The sequence below is a fragment of the Buttiauxella sp. A111 genome (assembly GCF_014189855.1).
Taxonomy (GTDB): domain Bacteria; phylum Pseudomonadota; class Gammaproteobacteria; order Enterobacterales; family Enterobacteriaceae; genus Buttiauxella; species Buttiauxella selenatireducens.
The window spans coordinates 17179-32443 of sequence record NZ_BJFN01000013.1 but is presented as its reverse complement, the minus strand read 5'-3'; the positions used below and the strand labels follow the sequence as shown (position 1 = coordinate 32443).

16 protein-coding genes and 1 riboswitch are annotated in these 15265 nt (G+C 52.0%); of the genes, 9 read left to right on the top strand and 7 right to left on the bottom strand.

Features of this window, described 5'->3' with window-relative positions; all coding sequences use genetic code 11:
• Positions 1-474 precede the first annotated feature (474 nt).
• Positions 475-2064 (top strand): bifunctional phosphoribosylaminoimidazolecarboxamide formyltransferase/IMP cyclohydrolase, encoded by a 1590-nt coding sequence (gene purH, locus BSPA111_RS21970; protein WP_183273262.1) that lies wholly within the window; start codon positions 475-477, stop codon positions 2062-2064.
• Between the two features lie 17 nt (positions 2065-2081).
• Positions 2082-3374 carry a phosphoribosylamine--glycine ligase gene (gene purD / locus BSPA111_RS21965; protein WP_183273261.1) on the top strand — a complete coding sequence of 431 codons (1293 nt, stop codon included), beginning with the start codon at positions 2082-2084 and terminating at the stop codon, positions 3372-3374.
• A 45-nt stretch (positions 3375-3419) separates the two neighbouring features.
• Here purD and BSPA111_RS21960 read toward each other — a convergent pair whose 3' ends face one another.
• The 6 genes from BSPA111_RS21960 to nudC form a co-directional block, all read right to left on the bottom strand.
• Entirely contained in the window at positions 3420-4118 is a 699-nt protein-coding gene (locus tag BSPA111_RS21960) for a DUF1481 domain-containing protein (RefSeq protein ID WP_183273260.1), read from the bottom strand.
• A gap of 14 nt (positions 4119-4132) precedes the next feature.
• The gene (gene hupA, locus BSPA111_RS21955; protein ID WP_032615913.1) at positions 4133-4405 is read right to left on the bottom strand and encodes a nucleoid-associated protein HU-alpha; all 273 of its coding nucleotides are present in this window, start codon (positions 4403-4405) and stop codon (positions 4133-4135) included.
• Between the two features lie 186 nt (positions 4406-4591).
• Entirely contained in the window at positions 4592-5182 is a 591-nt protein-coding gene (locus BSPA111_RS21950; protein WP_183273259.1) for a YjaG family protein, read from the bottom strand.
• 43 nt (positions 5183-5225) lie between these two features.
• Positions 5226-5897 (bottom strand): deoxyribonuclease V, encoded by a 672-nt coding sequence (nfi, locus tag BSPA111_RS21945; RefSeq protein ID WP_183273258.1) that lies wholly within the window; start codon positions 5895-5897, stop codon positions 5226-5228.
• A 30-nt stretch (positions 5898-5927) separates the two neighbouring features.
• On the bottom strand, positions 5928-6992 hold the full coding sequence (gene hemE / locus BSPA111_RS21940; RefSeq protein ID WP_183273257.1) for a uroporphyrinogen decarboxylase: 1065 nt from the start codon (positions 6990-6992) through the stop codon (positions 5928-5930).
• Positions 6993-7031: 39 nt separating this feature from the next.
• Positions 7032-7805: an NAD(+) diphosphatase gene (gene nudC, locus BSPA111_RS21935; protein WP_183273256.1), complete on the bottom strand. Its 774-nt coding sequence runs from the start codon at positions 7803-7805 to the stop codon at positions 7032-7034.
• Between the two features lie 119 nt (positions 7806-7924).
• Between nudC and rsd the strand changes: the two genes are divergently transcribed.
• The 7 genes from rsd to thiH all read left to right on the top strand — a co-directional run bounded on the left by rsd (position 7925) and on the right by thiH (position 14048).
• Positions 7925-8428, top strand: coding sequence for a sigma D regulator (gene rsd, locus BSPA111_RS21930; protein ID WP_183273255.1), 504 nt, complete (start codon positions 7925-7927; stop codon positions 8426-8428).
• A gap of 51 nt (positions 8429-8479) precedes the next feature.
• A riboswitch (TPP riboswitch) is annotated at positions 8480-8589 on the top strand.
• A gap of 88 nt (positions 8590-8677) precedes the next feature.
• Positions 8678-10579: a phosphomethylpyrimidine synthase ThiC gene (gene thiC / locus BSPA111_RS21925; RefSeq protein WP_183273254.1), complete on the top strand. Its 1902-nt coding sequence runs from the start codon at positions 8678-8680 to the stop codon at positions 10577-10579.
• The gene (thiE, locus tag BSPA111_RS21920) at positions 10579-11214 is read left to right on the top strand and encodes a thiamine phosphate synthase (protein ID WP_183273263.1); all 636 of its coding nucleotides are present in this window, start codon (positions 10579-10581) and stop codon (positions 11212-11214) included. Before thiC ends, thiE begins: the two co-directional genes overlap by 1 nt.
• Entirely contained in the window at positions 11207-11962 is a 756-nt protein-coding gene (locus BSPA111_RS21915) for a HesA/MoeB/ThiF family protein (protein WP_183273253.1), read from the top strand. Before thiE ends, BSPA111_RS21915 begins: the two co-directional genes overlap by 8 nt.
• Positions 11946-12146: a sulfur carrier protein ThiS gene (gene thiS / locus BSPA111_RS21910; protein WP_183273252.1), complete on the top strand. Its 201-nt coding sequence runs from the start codon at positions 11946-11948 to the stop codon at positions 12144-12146. Before BSPA111_RS21915 ends, thiS begins: the two co-directional genes overlap by 17 nt.
• Position 12147: 1 nt before the next feature.
• On the top strand, positions 12148-12927 hold the full coding sequence (gene thiG, locus BSPA111_RS21905) for a thiazole synthase (RefSeq protein ID WP_183273251.1): 780 nt from the start codon (positions 12148-12150) through the stop codon (positions 12925-12927).
• On the top strand, positions 12927-14048 hold the full coding sequence (gene thiH / locus BSPA111_RS21900) for a 2-iminoacetate synthase ThiH (protein ID WP_183273250.1): 1122 nt from the start codon (positions 12927-12929) through the stop codon (positions 14046-14048). The genes thiG and thiH overlap by 1 nt, the downstream gene beginning before the upstream one ends.
• Before the next feature lie 18 nt (positions 14049-14066).
• On the opposite strand, the gene BSPA111_RS21895 is transcribed toward thiH, so the two are convergent.
• Positions 14067-15212: an SIS domain-containing protein gene (locus tag BSPA111_RS21895; RefSeq protein ID WP_183273249.1), complete on the bottom strand. Its 1146-nt coding sequence runs from the start codon at positions 15210-15212 to the stop codon at positions 14067-14069.
• Positions 15213-15265 lie beyond the last annotated feature (53 nt).

The window sequence follows — 15265 nt, the reverse complement described above, 5'->3', positions numbered from 1 at the left end:
TCCTGCGAGTGCCCACACAGATTGTCTGATAAATTGTTAAAGAGCAGTGAGTTACGCGCTTTCGCTTGCTAACTCGAGGTGGCGTATATTACGCTTTCCTCTTTCAGAGTCAACCCTTAATTTCAGGGTATTTGACTCTCATCGCCGCCGTTACTCTGTGATGTTGTTCACATGTTCCGTGTCGATGGAGGCGCATTATAGGGAGTTCTCCTGAGGCTGCAACCCTAAATTTGCACTAATTTTACTGACTGCTGCAATCCCCAGCAAAACCCCGCCTTATACGCAGTTGTGCACAAAGTTATCCACAATCGTGATGAAGACCCAAATTTTGCGAGCGCGACGCAAACGTTTTCGCTACAATGCACCCGCATTAAAAGGACGCCCCGTTTTGGGGCGTTAGCTGAGTTTTAGGGGAAATAACTAAAATTCAGCTAACGCTCTTCTATATGCGAACCAAAGCTAAGGGATCAAACCATGCAACAACGTCGTCCTGTACGCCGCGCTCTGCTCAGTGTTTCTGACAAAGCCGGTATCGTCGAATTCGCCCAGGCACTTTCCCAACGTGGTGTAGTGCTGCTCTCTACAGGCGGAACCGCTCGTCTGCTGGCTGATGCTGGCCTGCCGGTAACCGAAGTCTCTGACTACACCGGTTTTCCGGAGATGATGGATGGACGCGTCAAAACCCTGCATCCAAAAGTCCACGGCGGCATTCTGGGTCGTCGCGGCCAGGATGATGCCATCATGGAACAACACGCAATCTCCCCAATTGATATGGTTGTCGTCAATCTCTATCCGTTTGCTCAGACTGTTGCCCGCGAAGGCTGCTCTCTGGAAGATGCGGTAGAGAATATTGATATCGGCGGTCCAACCATGGTGCGCTCCGCGGCGAAGAACCATAAAGATGTCGCGATCGTGGTTAAGAGCAGCGACTACCAGGCGATTATTAATGAGCTGGATGCTAACGAAGGTTCTCTTACCCTGGAGACGCGTTTCGATTTAGCGATTAAGGCATTCGAACACACCGCCGCTTACGACAGCATGATCGCCAACTATTTCGGTAGCCTGGTTCCTGCTTATCATGGTGAGAGCAACGCACCTTCCGGTCGTTTCCCTCGTACGCTCAACCTGAACTTCATTAAGAAGCAGGATATGCGTTACGGTGAAAACAGCCACCAGCAAGCTGCCTTCTATATAGAAGAAGAAATTAAAGAAGCATCCGTCGCTACTGCAACGCAAGTTCAGGGCAAAGCGCTTTCTTATAACAACATTGCCGATACCGATGCGGCACTGGAATGCGTAAAAGAGTTTAGCGAACCTGCCTGCGTTATCGTGAAGCATGCCAACCCTTGCGGCGTGGCTGTCAGCAACTCCTTATTAGATGCTTATGATCGCGCTTACAAAACCGATCCGACTTCAGCATTCGGCGGCATCATCGCGTTTAACCGTGAACTGGATGCCGAGACTGCGCAAGCCATTATCTCTCGCCAGTTTGTCGAAGTGATTATTGCCCCATCGGCAAGCGAAGAAGCATTGAAGATAACGGCAGCGAAACAAAATGTTCGCGTACTAACTTGTGGCCAGTGGCAGCAGCGCGTTCCGGGTCTGGATTTCAAACGCGTCAACGGTGGTCTGTTAGTACAAGATCGCGATTTGGGAATGGTGACTGCCGCCGACCTGCGAGTGGTCAGCAAACGCCAGCCTTCCGAGCAAGAACTGCGTGATGCACTGTTCTGTTGGAAAGTCGCGAAGTTCGTGAAGTCCAATGCGATTGTTTATGCCCGCGAGAATATGACTATCGGCATAGGCGCCGGTCAAATGAGCCGTGTTTACTCTGCCAAGATTGCCGGTATTAAAGCCGCCGATGAAGGTCTGGAAGTGAAAGGCTCTGCAATGGCATCCGATGCGTTCTTCCCGTTCCGCGATGGTATTGATGCAGCAGCAGCAGTCGGCGTGAGTTGTGTTATCCAGCCTGGCGGTTCGATCCGTGATGACGAAGTGATCGCCGCCGCTGACGAACATGGGATCGCAATGATCTTTACTGACATGCGCCACTTCCGCCATTAATCCTGGAGCCTCTATATATGAAAGTATTAGTGATTGGTAATGGCGGGCGCGAACACGCGCTGGCCTGGAAAGCGTCGCAGTCACCATTAGTACGCACTGTATTTGTCGCGCCAGGCAATGCCGGCACAGCTCTGGAACCGGCTTTGCAGAACGTGGCGATTAGCCCAACCGATATCCCGGCTCTGTTAAGCTTTGCGCAAAATGAGAAGATCGACCTGACGATTGTTGGGCCAGAAGCGCCGCTGGTGATTGGCGTCGTGGATGCCTTCCGCGCGGCTGGTCTGAAAATATTTGGCCCAACTCAGGGTGCAGCACAATTAGAAGGCTCCAAAGCCTTCACTAAGGATTTCCTGGCTCGCCATAAAATCCCAACCGCCGAATACCAAAACTTCACCGAGGTGGAGCCAGCGCTGGCGTACGTCCGTGAAAAAGGCGCGCCGATTGTGATTAAGGCCGATGGTCTGGCCGCAGGTAAAGGCGTCATTGTTGCGATGACGCTCGAAGAAGCGGAAGCCGCAGTGAACGATATGCTGGCGGGCAACGCATTCGGCGACGCGGGTCATCGCATCGTGGTGGAAGAGTTCCTTGATGGCGAAGAAGCCAGCTTCATCGTCATGGTCGACGGAGAGAACGTGCTGCCAATGGCCACCAGCCAGGATCATAAACGTGTTGGGGATGGCGATAGCGGCCCGAACACTGGCGGTATGGGCGCTTACTCTCCGGCTCCCGTTGTCACTGATGAAGTGCATCAGCGCGCAATGGATTTAGTTATCTGGCCAACCGTGCGTGGCATGGCTGCTGAAGGGAATACCTACACCGGTTTTCTGTATGCGGGTCTGATGATTGATAAACTTGGCAATCCAAAGGTTATCGAATTTAACTGCCGTTTTGGCGACCCTGAAACCCAGCCTATTATGCTGCGCCTGCAATCGGACCTGGTCGAATTGTGCCTCGCCGCATGTGACGGCAAGTTGAATGAGACGACCTCAAAGTGGGACGAGCGTCCGTCACTGGGCGTCGTGATGGCTGCTGGCGGTTATCCTGCGGATTACCGTAACGGTGATGTCATTCATGGCCTGCCGTTGGAAGAAGTGGCGGATGGCAAAGTGTTCCACGCTGGAACCCGTCTGCGTGAAGACGATATGGTAGTGACTAACGGCGGGCGCGTATTATGTGTCACCGCATTAGGCGATACCGTAGCGCTTGCACAGCAGCGTGCTTATGAGTTGATGAAGGATATCCGCTGGGATGGCAGTTTTAGCCGCTCAGACATTGGCTATCGCGCCATTGAGCGTGAAAACGCGAAGTAATACCTGAAGTACTCTGAAAGACCGCCCGCGTGGCGGTTTTTTTATCTAGAAAGTCGCAGGCTTCGGTTGCCAGCTGCAGAAGTCCTGGTTCGCGACCAGTAATAGTTGTGAACCTTCCGGTGCTTCCAGCCAGGCAATGCTGACATCCATCGATGAGTGGCGTTGTCGATTCGTGATATGGCTTAGCGCCACGCTGTCGAGTTTGGGTTCGAACGTCTCACCTTCGCAAGTCGTCACTGTACCGTTGCTGTGCCAGCGCCCTTGCCGCAAAACAACACGACCAATGCGCAATACTTCGCTTATGGCTTTCGTCTGGCTCGCCTGATATTGATACAAGTTGATTTGGTCATTGGAGAGTTGCTGTTTTTGACCGTCGACTTCGCGCTGCATAAAGCTCAGTTCGCCGTGATCGTCAAAACGCACTTTTATGTGCTCTGATGGTTCACTCAAAATCGTCATTTCAATAGATATGAGTTGCTCACCCTGCCAACGGTAATCACTTGTGGTCGTTGCACCCTTCTGTCTCGGGCTGAACGCCGTAAGCATGTGAATACTGTCGTCATCGCTATTGTCTTTACGCCAAATGCGCACGACACCCTGATCGGCAATATAACCGCTCGCGGTAAATGGCGGGATAGGAGGCTTGCTGCTGCATGCCATTACCAGCAATGTGCCTGTCAGAACGGCAAGAGGACGCCAGACAAACAAAAGGGGCGAAAACGCCCCCCTGCTAAAACTGTTCACTGACACTTGTTAAATTACTTAACAGCGTCTTTCAGTGCTTTACCTGAAACAAATGCCGGCACGTTAGCTGCGGCGATTTTGATTTCATTACCGGTTTGTGGGTTGCGGCCAGTGCGCTCAGCACGGTGGTTTACCTTGAAGGTACCGAAACCAACCAGTTGTACAGCATCACCTTCTTTCAGAGACTCAGTAATTGCAGCCAGAGTGGATTCCAGAGCAGCTTTAGCCTGTACTTTAGACAGGTCAGCCTTGTCAGCAATTACATCAATCAGTTGAGTCTTGTTCATAAGTTATCCTTACAATGTGTTTATCGCTTGCTAAGCATCGAGTGCGACGGAAATGCCAAAAAAGCACTCTCCTGCATACACGCACCGATAGCCACTATTTTTCGCCCCACAAATGTAGACCAGACGGGGGGCTAATTGGAAGCCTTCAGGGGTGACAATTCGGACTGTAAGTCACGTTTTGCTGTCTTACTGCTGAAAAATTATACCAATGTTGCTGCTACCCGCCTCGCGCAAGTCCGCGCGGAGACCTTTGATCAACTCAATATCACGTTCTTCGCAGTCAGCTAACAGACGGAAAATCTCCCACTGAATGTCCCATTCTTCTTCAACAGCAGGGTTTTCTCTCAGCTCTTCATCGGTCATTTCACGACCAGCCTGAGTCATTTCTAACATGGCAACAGTGGTAATGGATGCCTTGCTGACTTCAATGGCGTGTTCCAGCGTTTCCCCTGAAAGACGTGAATGAAGTAATTCGCTTAATGCAACGCAAGCATCGATAGCCGGGTAGACACCGTAAATATCATAGTCGTCAGCAACAGGAATGCCTTCTTCGAATTTCTCAAGTTGGCTATCAAAGTTAACTTTCGCATCTTTGACCGTTAATGTTTCCCAAATCAAATCGAGAATACGGCGATACAGTTGAGGATCGCCAAATTCAGTCTGCTGGCAGAACATGGCGTAATTCGGGTACATACGTTCGCATAAAGAAGCCATGAAAGTGACATGCTGCCAGCTTTCCAGTTTCTCAAGGCGCAGATGGATTGGGTTTTGTAACATAGCGATGTCTCAAAGACGGAATATTAGCGGCAGTTTACCTTAATCACCCCTGAATTGCTTGCCACCGCGTGAAAGCAGGACGACCCGAAGCCACAGCATCTGCCATGCGAGTCGGCTCCGGTAAACGGTAACCCCTCAGACAACGATTTACCCATAGCAATGCGCTCTCCAGGCTCACACGGTGACCTGTAGAGACAAATAGCGGATTACAGCGCCTCTTGCTACGCAACACCGACGCAAGGGATTCACCTTTATCAATCAGCAACTGGCATGCGCCGGGTTCTTCAGACAAGGGATCAAAACGCCCACACAACCGTTTTTTGGCAACGCCAATCGTTGGCACGTCCACCAGCAAGCCAAAATGGCTGGCAACCCCCAAACGTCGCGGATGTGAAATACCGTGACCATCCACGAACAACAAATCAGGTTTTTGCGACAGCAATTTCCATGCAGCTAACAGCGCGGGATATTCACGGAAGGAAAGGAATCCGGGGATGTAAGGCATGGTGGTGGTGGCACGCGCCACCTGATATTCAACCATTTCGAGGGAAGGATACGTCAGCAATACGATGGCGGCACGCGTAATGTCACCGCCCTGCTCAAAACCAACGTCAGCTCCAGCGATTAACCGGGGAGGGTTGTGATCAAAGCGATCCTCACGACAGACCTGCGAAGCCAATTCGATCTGCTGTTCACGTAGGCTTGCGAGATCCATTCCCTCTCCTGTTCTTTACTGAAAATAGCGTTATTGGTGATACGGTTTTGACAAACGATGCACCGCTTCCACAAACGCACCGGCATGCTCTGGCGGAACATCCTGGTGAATACCGTGGCCCAGGTTAAACACGTGGCCTTCACCTTTACCAAATCCTGCCAGAATCGTTGCTACTTCCTCTTCGATACGTGCAGGCTGCGCATACAGCATGGAAGGGTCCATGTTGCCCTGTAGCGCAACTTTATGACCGACACGACGGCGAGCGTCGGCAATATCGGTTGTCCAGTCTAATCCCAGCGCATCACAGCCCGTTTCAGCCATCGCTTCCAGCCACTGACCGCCACCTTTGGTAAACATCGTCACCGGCACTCGGCGACCTTCGTTTTCACGCAGCAGGCCATCAATGATTTTGTGCATGTAATAGAGCGAGAATTGCTGATAATCACGTCCGGTCAGCACGCCGCCCCAGGTATCGAAAATCATCACCGATTGCGCACCTGCTTTGATTTGCGCATTCAGATACAGCGTGACGCTTTGCGCCAGCTTATCGAGCAAAAGATGCAGCGCTTGAGGATCGGCATACATCATCTTTTTGATAACGGTGAAGGCTTTGCTGCTGCCGCCTTCGACCATGTACGTCGCCAGCGTCCACGGGCTGCCAGTAAAACCAATTAAAGGCACTTCGCCTTTTAGCTCACGGCGAATGGTACGCACCGCATTCATCACGTAACCCAGTTCATCTTCTGGATCAGGAACAGGCAGTTTTTCGACATCGGCACGGCAGGTTACAGGTGAGCGAAAACGTGGGCCTTCGCCAGTTTCAAAATAAAGGCCAAGCCCCATCGCATCTGGAACCGTCAGAATGTCGGAAAAGAGGATTGCCGCATCCAGCGGATACCGACGCAGCGGTTGCAGAGTCACTTCGCAAGCCAACTCAGCATTCTTGCACAGTGACATAAAATCACCGGCCTGCGCACGCGTCGCTTTGTATTCTGGCAAGTAACGACCTGCCTGCCTCATCATCCATACTGGCGTGGTATCTACAGGCTGGCGTTGCAACGCCCGCAGGTAACGATCGTTCTTGAGTTCAGTCATTTTTAATTTCCTTTGGCTGTATCCCGGCAGTTTACCACGTCATTCGTACTCTGCCCGACACAGGGCGACGGTGTCTTCAATCAGGCGGCGTGCAACCGTACCCGGTGGTGGCAATAACGGCAATTGATCGTAGCGATACCAGCCTGCATCCAGTAACTCTTTCGGGTCGATTTCAATCTCACCGCTATGATATTCCGCCATAAATGCGGTCATCAAAGACTGCGGGAACGGCCAGGGCTGGGAAGTGACGTAGCGTAAGTTCTTCACGCGAATGCTGCTTTCTTCCATGACTTCCCTAGCCACGGCTTGTTCGAGGGTTTCCCCGACTTCGACAAACCCCGCCAGTACGGTGTAAATCCCGTTGCGATGACGCGTATGTTGGGCAAGCAGAATATGGTCGTCACGCCGAATAGCCACAATGATGCACGGTGAGATTTGCGGATAGTAACGTTCACGGCAGTGGCTACATAACATGGCCCATTCAGTTTTGCTGACGTGCATTTCATGCCCACAGTAGCCGCAGAATTTATGCGAGCGGTAGAACTCCGCTAATTGCACACCGCGACCGGCAAGCTGGAACAATCCCACATCCTGGTCGATCACCTGACGCACAGAACCCATATCCACCCGGCGATTTTGTCGCACAAGCCATACCGGTTCATTTTCCCACTCACCGATGGGCATCCCAACGGCACCATCGAGCTGAAAATCTTGTGCCACTCCGTGAGGCAGCTCACCTTTTGGCAACCACAGTTTTTGTTCATGACTGACGATAAACCAGCCCTGATCTAACTTTTGAATTACACGTTCCATAACCTGGTGCACATCCCCGAGTTCGCTGGTATAAACAAATGGTCGTAACAATTTTGGGTACGTTTGCGTTACATCTTTTTACTCTAAACAGTTCGAGTAAATAACTCACGGAGTCAATCATGCTTAACCAGTTAGAGAATCTGACTGAGCGCGTTGGTGGTAGTAATGAGTTAATCGACCAATGGCTTCATGCCCGCAAACATTTATTGGTGGCTTATTACAATATGGTTGGGATCAAGCCTAACAAGGATTCCCATACCGCGCTCAATGAAAAGGCTCTGGATAATTTTTGCCACAATTTGGTGGATTATCTGTCTGCCGGCCATTTTAATATTTATGAACGTATTATCAGCGAAATGGAAGGCAACAGCCCACTTTTTGCTGCCACCCATCTTTACCCACAGCTTGAAGCCAATACCCAGCAAATCATGGATTTCTACGATACGCATCTTGAAAGCGCTATCGATGACGATAACTACATTGAATTCCAGAAAGCCTTGTCCGGCATCGGCGAAGCACTGGAATCACGTTTTTCGCTGGAAGATAAACTCATTCAGTTGGCGTACGACCACGATTTAGATGACAGTGCTAACGATACCCGCGGTCTTGCACGCCCGGCTTGAGTTCTGCCCTGTTAACGAGTAGTTTACAACCCGACCCGTAGCAATACGGGTTTCTTCTTGTCGGAGTGCCGAGTGCGCAAGCACCGGCTGAGACCGTTAATTCGGGATCCGCGGAACCTGATCAGGCTAATACCTGCGAAGGGAACAAGAGTAATTCTGCTTTTGGGCTCACCCGTGCGCGGGCGGTCCACATTCATTACTCCTCCGTTGTTCTGACAAGCCACTTCCTGATAATTACTGGAATGAGCTATGTCTACCACTGAAAAAAAACTAAACCGCCGCGAGCAGCGCGCCGCAGCCCAACATTTTATCAATACCCTGGAAGGCACGGCTTTCCCCAACTCTCAGCGTATTTATCTCACTGGCTCCCGCGATGATATCCGCGTGCCAATGCGCGAGATTCAATTAAGCCCAACCGCAACCGGCGGCAGCAAAGAAAACCCACAATTTACGCCTAACGACGCCATCCCCGTTTATGACACATCTGGCGCATATGGCGATCCGGCTATCATCATTGACGTACTGCGCGGGCTTGATCCTCTTCGAGCCAACTGGATTGCTGAGCGTGATGATTGCGAAATCCTGACTGACCGTAGTTCTGCCTATACCAAAGAGCGTCTGGCCGATGACGGTCTGGACGAATTGCGCTTTGAAACGCAACTCACGCCTAAGCGCGCAAAAACCGGGAAAACCGTCACGCAACTGCACTATGCACGCAAGGGGATGGTGACGCCTGAAATGGAGTTCATCGCGATTCGCGAAAATATGGGCCGTGAGCGAATCCGCGACCAGGTTTTACGCCACCAGCATCCGGGCCAGGGGTTTGGCGCTCGTCTTCCTGAAAACATCACACCAGAATTTGTGCGCGACGAAGTTGCGGCGGGACGCGCAATTATCCCCGCCAACATTAATCACCCGGAATCCGAACCGATGATTATCGGGCGTAATTTCCTGGTCAAAGTAAACGCTAATATCGGCAACTCGGCGGTCACCTCTTCTATCGAAGAAGAAGTAGAAAAACTGGTGTGGTCCACACGCTGGGGTGCAGATACCGTTATGGACTTGTCCACCGGACGCTATATCCACGAAACCCGCGAATGGATTCTGCGTAACAGCCCGGTACCGATTGGCACAGTACCTATTTACCAGGCGCTGGAAAAAGTCAGCGGTATCGCCGAAAACCTGACCTGGGAAATGTTCCGCGACACCTTGCTGGAACAAGCCGAGCAAGGTGTCGATTACTTCACTATTCACGCTGGCGTGCTGCTGCGCTATGTGCCGATGACCGCCAAACGCCTCACCGGGATTGTCTCGCGCGGCGGTTCGATTATGGCGAAATGGTGCCTGTCCCATCACCAGGAAAACTTCCTGTACGAACACTTCCGTGAGATCTGCGAAATCTGCGCCGCATATGACGTTTCGCTCTCTTTAGGCGATGGCCTGCGCCCGGGTTCCATCCAGGATGCCAATGATGAAGCCCAATTCTCGGAGCTACACACTCTCGGCGAGCTGACCAAAATTGCCTGGGAATATGACGTACAGGTGATGATTGAAGGTCCCGGGCATGTGCCGATGCAGATGATTCGCCGCAACATGACCGAAGAACTGGAACATTGCCACGAAGCGCCGTTCTATACACTCGGCCCGCTGACGACCGATATCGCACCGGGTTACGACCACTTCACATCAGGTATTGGCGCGGCAATGATTGGTTGGTTTGGCTGTGCGATGCTGTGTTATGTCACACCCAAAGAGCATCTCGGTCTGCCAAACAAAGAAGATGTTAAACAAGGGCTGATTACTTACAAAATTGCAGCGCACGCCGCAGATCTGGCAAAAGGTCACCCAGGCGCGCAAATCCGCGATAACGCCATGTCAAAAGCGCGCTTCGAATTCCGTTGGGAAGACCAGTTTAATCTGGCGCTCGACCCGTTTACCGCGCGTGCCTATCACGATGAAACGCTGCCGCAGGAATCCGGAAAAGTCGCGCATTTCTGTTCAATGTGTGGCCCCAAATTCTGCTCAATGAAAATCTCCCAGGAAGTCCGCGATTTCGCAGCCAAACAAGCCATTGAAGTCGGACTGGAGGATATGTCGCAAACCTTCCGGGCAAAAGGTGGCGAAATTTATCTGCGCCAGGAGGAAGTGTGATGAAACACTCTGCATTTCCCCCTGTTCCGCGGCGCTTGGGCTTGTATCCGGTGGTGGATAGCGTGGAATGGATTGCCCGTTTACTGGACGCTGGCGTACGTACTATTCAACTGCGCATCAAAGATAAGCAAGACGAAGACGTTGAGGCTGACATTGTGGCGGCCATTAAACTTGGTCAGCAATACGAAGCACGTCTGTTTATCAATGATTACTGGAAACTGGCAGTAAAGCACCATGCTTACGGCGTGCATTTGGGCCAGGAAGATATGGATGTCGCAAATCTTGATGCTATTCGTGATGCGGGTTTGCGCCTCGGACTCTCCACGCATGACAACATGGAAATGGACCGCGCCCTCGAGGCGCGCCCTTCTTACATCGCGCTGGGCCATGTTTTCCCCACCAATACCAAGCAAATGCCTTCATCTCCGCAAGGGATTACGCAACTTGCGAAACACATCAAAACGCTGGGTGATTACCCTACCGTAGCCATTGGCGGGATTAGCATTGAACGCGTTCCTTCAGTGCTCGCAACAGGCGTAGGAAGTGTTGCCGTGGTTAGCGCGATTACTCAGGCTCCAGACTGGCAAGCCGCCACCGCGCAATTACTGTCACTGGTGGGGGCTGGCGATGAATGATAGCGATTTCATGCGTTACAGCCGCCAGTTACTGCTCGAAGACATCGCACTTGAAGGACAGCAAAAGCTACTCGCCAGCAAAGTGTTAATTGTCGGGCTCGGAGGGTTAGGTTCACCAGCGGCGCTGTATCTTGCTGCGGCAGGTGTTGGCACACTGATTCTTGCAGACGATGACTGCGTGCATATCAGTAACTTACAACGCCAGATTTTGTTTACTTCAAAGGATCTCGATCAGCCTAAATCTCGGATCGCCCAGCGCCATCTTCAGCAACTCAATCCTGATATCGATCTGCACATTATCAGTGAACGCCTTGAAGGAAATTTGCTGATTCAGGCAGTACGCGGCGTCGATTTGGTTCTCGATTGTAGCGACAATATGGCGACGCGCCACGCAGTAAACGCCGCCTGCGTCGCACACAGCAAACCGCTGATTTCCGCCAGCGCGGTAGGATTTGGCGGGCAACTCATGGTTCTCACTCCCCCATGGGAAAATGGGTGTTATCGCTGTGTCTGGCCGGATGAACACGAACCGGAACGCAACTGCCGCACCGCAGGGATTATCGGCCCCGTGGTCGGTGTGATGGGCACATTGCAGGCGCTTGAAGCGATAAAACTACTCAGCGGTATGGCTCCGGCGGCGGGTTCTTTACGCCTGTTTGACGCCCGCCAACATAGCTGGCGCTCCCTCACCATGCAAAAGGCCAAAGAGTGCCTGGTATGCGGAGGGCACAATGCGCATTCATTTTAATGATGAACCGATGGAGTGCCCGGACAGCCTGACGCTGGCAACACTGCTCAAGCAACAGCACCTGATGAAGCCCGGAATTGCGCTAGCCATTAACCACACCATCGTTCCACGCGAGCAATGGGAGACTCATTTACTGAATGATGGTGACCAGATCTTACTTTTTCAGGCCATTGCTGGGGGTTAACATGCTCAAGATTGCGGATAAAACTTTCTCTTCGCGCCTGTTCACTGGCACGGGAAAATTCGCCTCACCACAAGTTATGATCGAAGCGATTCGCGCCTCGGGTTCGCAATTAGTGACCATGGCGATGAAGCGCGTCGATTTGCGTAATCATAACGATGCGATTCTCACTCCTCTGCTCGAAGCCGGTGTGCAACTGCTACCAAACACTTCTGGAGCGAAAAATGCTGAGGAGGCGATTTTTGCTGCACAACTCGCACGTGAAGCGCTAGGCACGCACTGGGTAAAACTGGAAATTCACCCGGATGCTCGCTATCTCTTACCTGATCCGATTGAAACACTGAAAGCGGCCGAGAAACTCGTCAAATTAGGCTTTGTTGTTTTGCCTTATTGCGGCGCCGATCCCGTTTTGTGCAAACGGCTTGAGGAAGCAGGATGCGCCGCGGTCATGCCACTTGGCGCACCGATTGGGTCCAATCAGGGCTTACAAACCCGCGCATTTTTGGAAATTATTATTGAGCAGGCTCAGGTGCCGGTAGTGGTTGATGCGGGAATCGGTGCACCGAGCCATGCAGCACGAGCACTGGAAATGGGCGCTTCCGCTGTACTGGTGAATACCGCCATTGCCGTAGCACGAGATCCCGTGCAGATGGCGCACGCTTTCCGCCTAGCCGTTGAAGCCGGTTCGATAGCCGCACAGTCTGGTTTGGGAGCTCGCCACCAGCGGGCTCAGGCGTCCAGCCCTTTGACACAGTTCCTGCAATCCAGCCAGGAGGGGGCGTAATGGCCGGAACCTTCACAGATCGCTGGCGTGAACTCGACTGGGATGACATCACTTTACGCATCAACAGCAAAACAGCCCTTGATGTGGAGCATGCATTGAGCGCCCACAAAATCACCCGCGACCATCTTATGGCGCTGCTTTCTCCGGCTGCCAGCCAGTATCTTGAACCTCTCGCACAGCAGGCACAGCAATTAACTCGCCAGCGTTTTGGCAACACGGTGAGTTTTTACGTACCGTTGTATCTCTCCAACCTCTGCGCTAATGATTGTACATACTGTGGTTTTTCGATGAGTAACAAGCTCAAACGTAAAACACTGGATGAACAAGAAATTGAACGAGAGTGCGAGGCAATTCGCAAACTGGGTTTTGAGCATTTGCTGTTGGTGACCGGCGAACACCAGACCAAAGTGGGCATGGATTATTTCTGTCAGCACCTCCCCGCCATTCGCCGCCAGTTCAGCTCTCTGCAAATGGAAGTGCAGCCGCTGGATGAACAGGAATATGCCGAACTCAAAACGCTGGGGCTGGATGGCGTGATGGTTTATCAGGAAACCTATCATCAGGCGGTTTACGCGCAGCATCATTTGCGCGGCAACAAGCGGGATTTCTTCTGGCGTCTGGAAACACCAGACAGACTAGGCCGCGCGGGGATCGATAAAATCGGGCTCGGCGCGTTAATTGGTTTATCGGATAGCTGGCGTACTGACTGTTTTATGGTGGCGGAGCATTTGCTGTGGCTGCAACAAAACTACTGGCAAAGCCGTTATTCGATTTCGTTTCCGCGTTTACGTCCCTGTACAGGCGGTGTTGAGCCCGCATCAATCATGACGGAAAGCCAACTGGTGCAGGTGATATGTGCCTTTCGTCTACTGTCACCAGACGTAGAACTTTCGCTTTCTACGCGCGAATCCCCCTGGTTCCGGGATCATATGATTCCGCTCGCGATTAATAACGTCAGCGCCTTTTCCAAAACTCAGCCGGGAGGCTATGCCGATAATCATCCAGAGCTTGAACAGTTTGCACCGCACGACGGGCGTACACCAAATGAGGTCGCAGCTGCCCTAACACGTTCGGGCTTGCAACCTGTCTGGAAGGATTGGGATAGTTTTCTGGGGCGGTAACGCCGCCCCACCTTTGAATTAATAGACAGTCACTTTGGCTACCTTAGCCACTTTACCGTCGCTGGAAGGGGTATCTGGCGTCACGCCTAATTCAATCGCGCTATAAAGCCCGGCGAGTTGCGCGAACACCACATAAATTAATGCCGTGAAGGATTCGTGGTAATCCACCAGTTCCGGAGCGGCAAAATGAAAATAACGATCCCCCGCTTTAACGTCCGTAGGGAGAGCATCATGGCCGATTGCGATAACCTGCGCCCCTGCGCTACGCTCACGTGTCAACTCAGTCATCATGTCGATGTCATAACGGTGGATTTCCGGACGCGCGGCAAGATAACCAATAATCGTAGCATCACGGTTAATAATCAGTTTCGGGCCATGGCGGAATTCCAGCATCGAATGCCAGGCCGTCATCACATTGCCGTTGCCCATTTCCAGCAGTTTGAGGCTGGTTTCACAGGCAATGGCTTTTAAAGATAACGAGCCGACAGCAACAACATTATTACGTGACTGCGTCGCCCATTGTTCGATATCAGCGGCATAGTGAGTCAAAAAGTGGTTCATGCCACGCTGCAAAACGGGAAGCACTTTTTCGGCTTCCGCCCAACCCGCCGGAGCCACCAGCAGCATCAGGTACCAAAGTGGAACGGTGAATTCAGAAGTGGCGGCAAAACTACCGTTAGAAGTGCCTTCTGGTACCGGGATAAACAGCCCTTCGGTATGCTGCTGTGCGAGCTGTGCAAGGCGGCTACTGGCGTTGTTAGTCACCGCCAGATGGCGCAATTTCGGGTTGGCGGCGAGTGCATGCTCCACAACCTTAACTGTCTCTGGTGTGTTACCCGAGCTACTCACGGAAACCAATACGGTATTTTCTTGCAAGCTTTCAGGCATGAGTACCAGATCCGTTGCCGGCACCACATCGATGTGATTGGGTACGACACTACGTAACCAATTCACGCTCGCTTGTGCGGCCAACAACGAGGAACCCGCTCCGGTGATGAGAATGCGTGTGTGGGAATCGCTTTTGCTCCAGAACGCTTCAATAATGGGCTGCTGAGCTTTTATCTGCTCCAGCCCTTCTTGCCATAAACGCGGCTGAGCCACGATGGCTTCAACGGTTAAACTGGCTCCCTTTTGCTGCCAGTACGCTTCATTATGATTTAACATGTTTATTTTCCACCTCTTATGGAACTTGCGCCGCGCCGGAAAATTGCTTTAGC

Coding starts and splice junctions, on each gene's coding strand:
- purH (WP_183273262.1), top strand. CDS start 475: ATGCAACAACGTCGTCCTGTACGCCGCGCTCTGCTCAGTGTTTCTGAC.
- purD (WP_183273261.1), top strand. CDS start 2,082: ATGAAAGTATTAGTGATTGGTAATGGCGGGCGCGAACACGCGCTGGCC.
- hupA (WP_032615913.1), bottom strand. CDS start 4,405: ATGAACAAGACTCAACTGATTGATGTAATTGCTGACAAGGCTGACCTG.
- BSPA111_RS21950 (WP_183273259.1), bottom strand. CDS start 5,182: ATGTTACAAAACCCAATCCATCTGCGCCTTGAGAAACTGGAAAGCTGG.
- nfi (WP_183273258.1), bottom strand. CDS start 5,897: ATGGATCTCGCAAGCCTACGTGAACAGCAGATCGAATTGGCTTCGCAG.
- hemE (WP_183273257.1), bottom strand. CDS start 6,992: ATGACTGAACTCAAGAACGATCGTTACCTGCGGGCGTTGCAACGCCAG.
- nudC (WP_183273256.1), bottom strand. CDS start 7,805: ATGGAACGTGTAATTCAAAAGTTAGATCAGGGCTGGTTTATCGTCAGT.
- rsd (WP_183273255.1), top strand. CDS start 7,925: ATGCTTAACCAGTTAGAGAATCTGACTGAGCGCGTTGGTGGTAGTAAT.
- thiC (WP_183273254.1), top strand. CDS start 8,678: ATGTCTACCACTGAAAAAAAACTAAACCGCCGCGAGCAGCGCGCCGCA.
- thiE (WP_183273263.1), top strand. CDS start 10,579: ATGAAACACTCTGCATTTCCCCCTGTTCCGCGGCGCTTGGGCTTGTAT.
- BSPA111_RS21915 (WP_183273253.1), top strand. CDS start 11,207: ATGAATGATAGCGATTTCATGCGTTACAGCCGCCAGTTACTGCTCGAA.
- thiS (WP_183273252.1), top strand. CDS start 11,946: ATGCGCATTCATTTTAATGATGAACCGATGGAGTGCCCGGACAGCCTG.
- thiG (WP_183273251.1), top strand. CDS start 12,148: ATGCTCAAGATTGCGGATAAAACTTTCTCTTCGCGCCTGTTCACTGGC.
- thiH (WP_183273250.1), top strand. CDS start 12,927: ATGGCCGGAACCTTCACAGATCGCTGGCGTGAACTCGACTGGGATGAC.
- BSPA111_RS21895 (WP_183273249.1), bottom strand. CDS start 15,212: ATGTTAAATCATAATGAAGCGTACTGGCAGCAAAAGGGAGCCAGTTTA.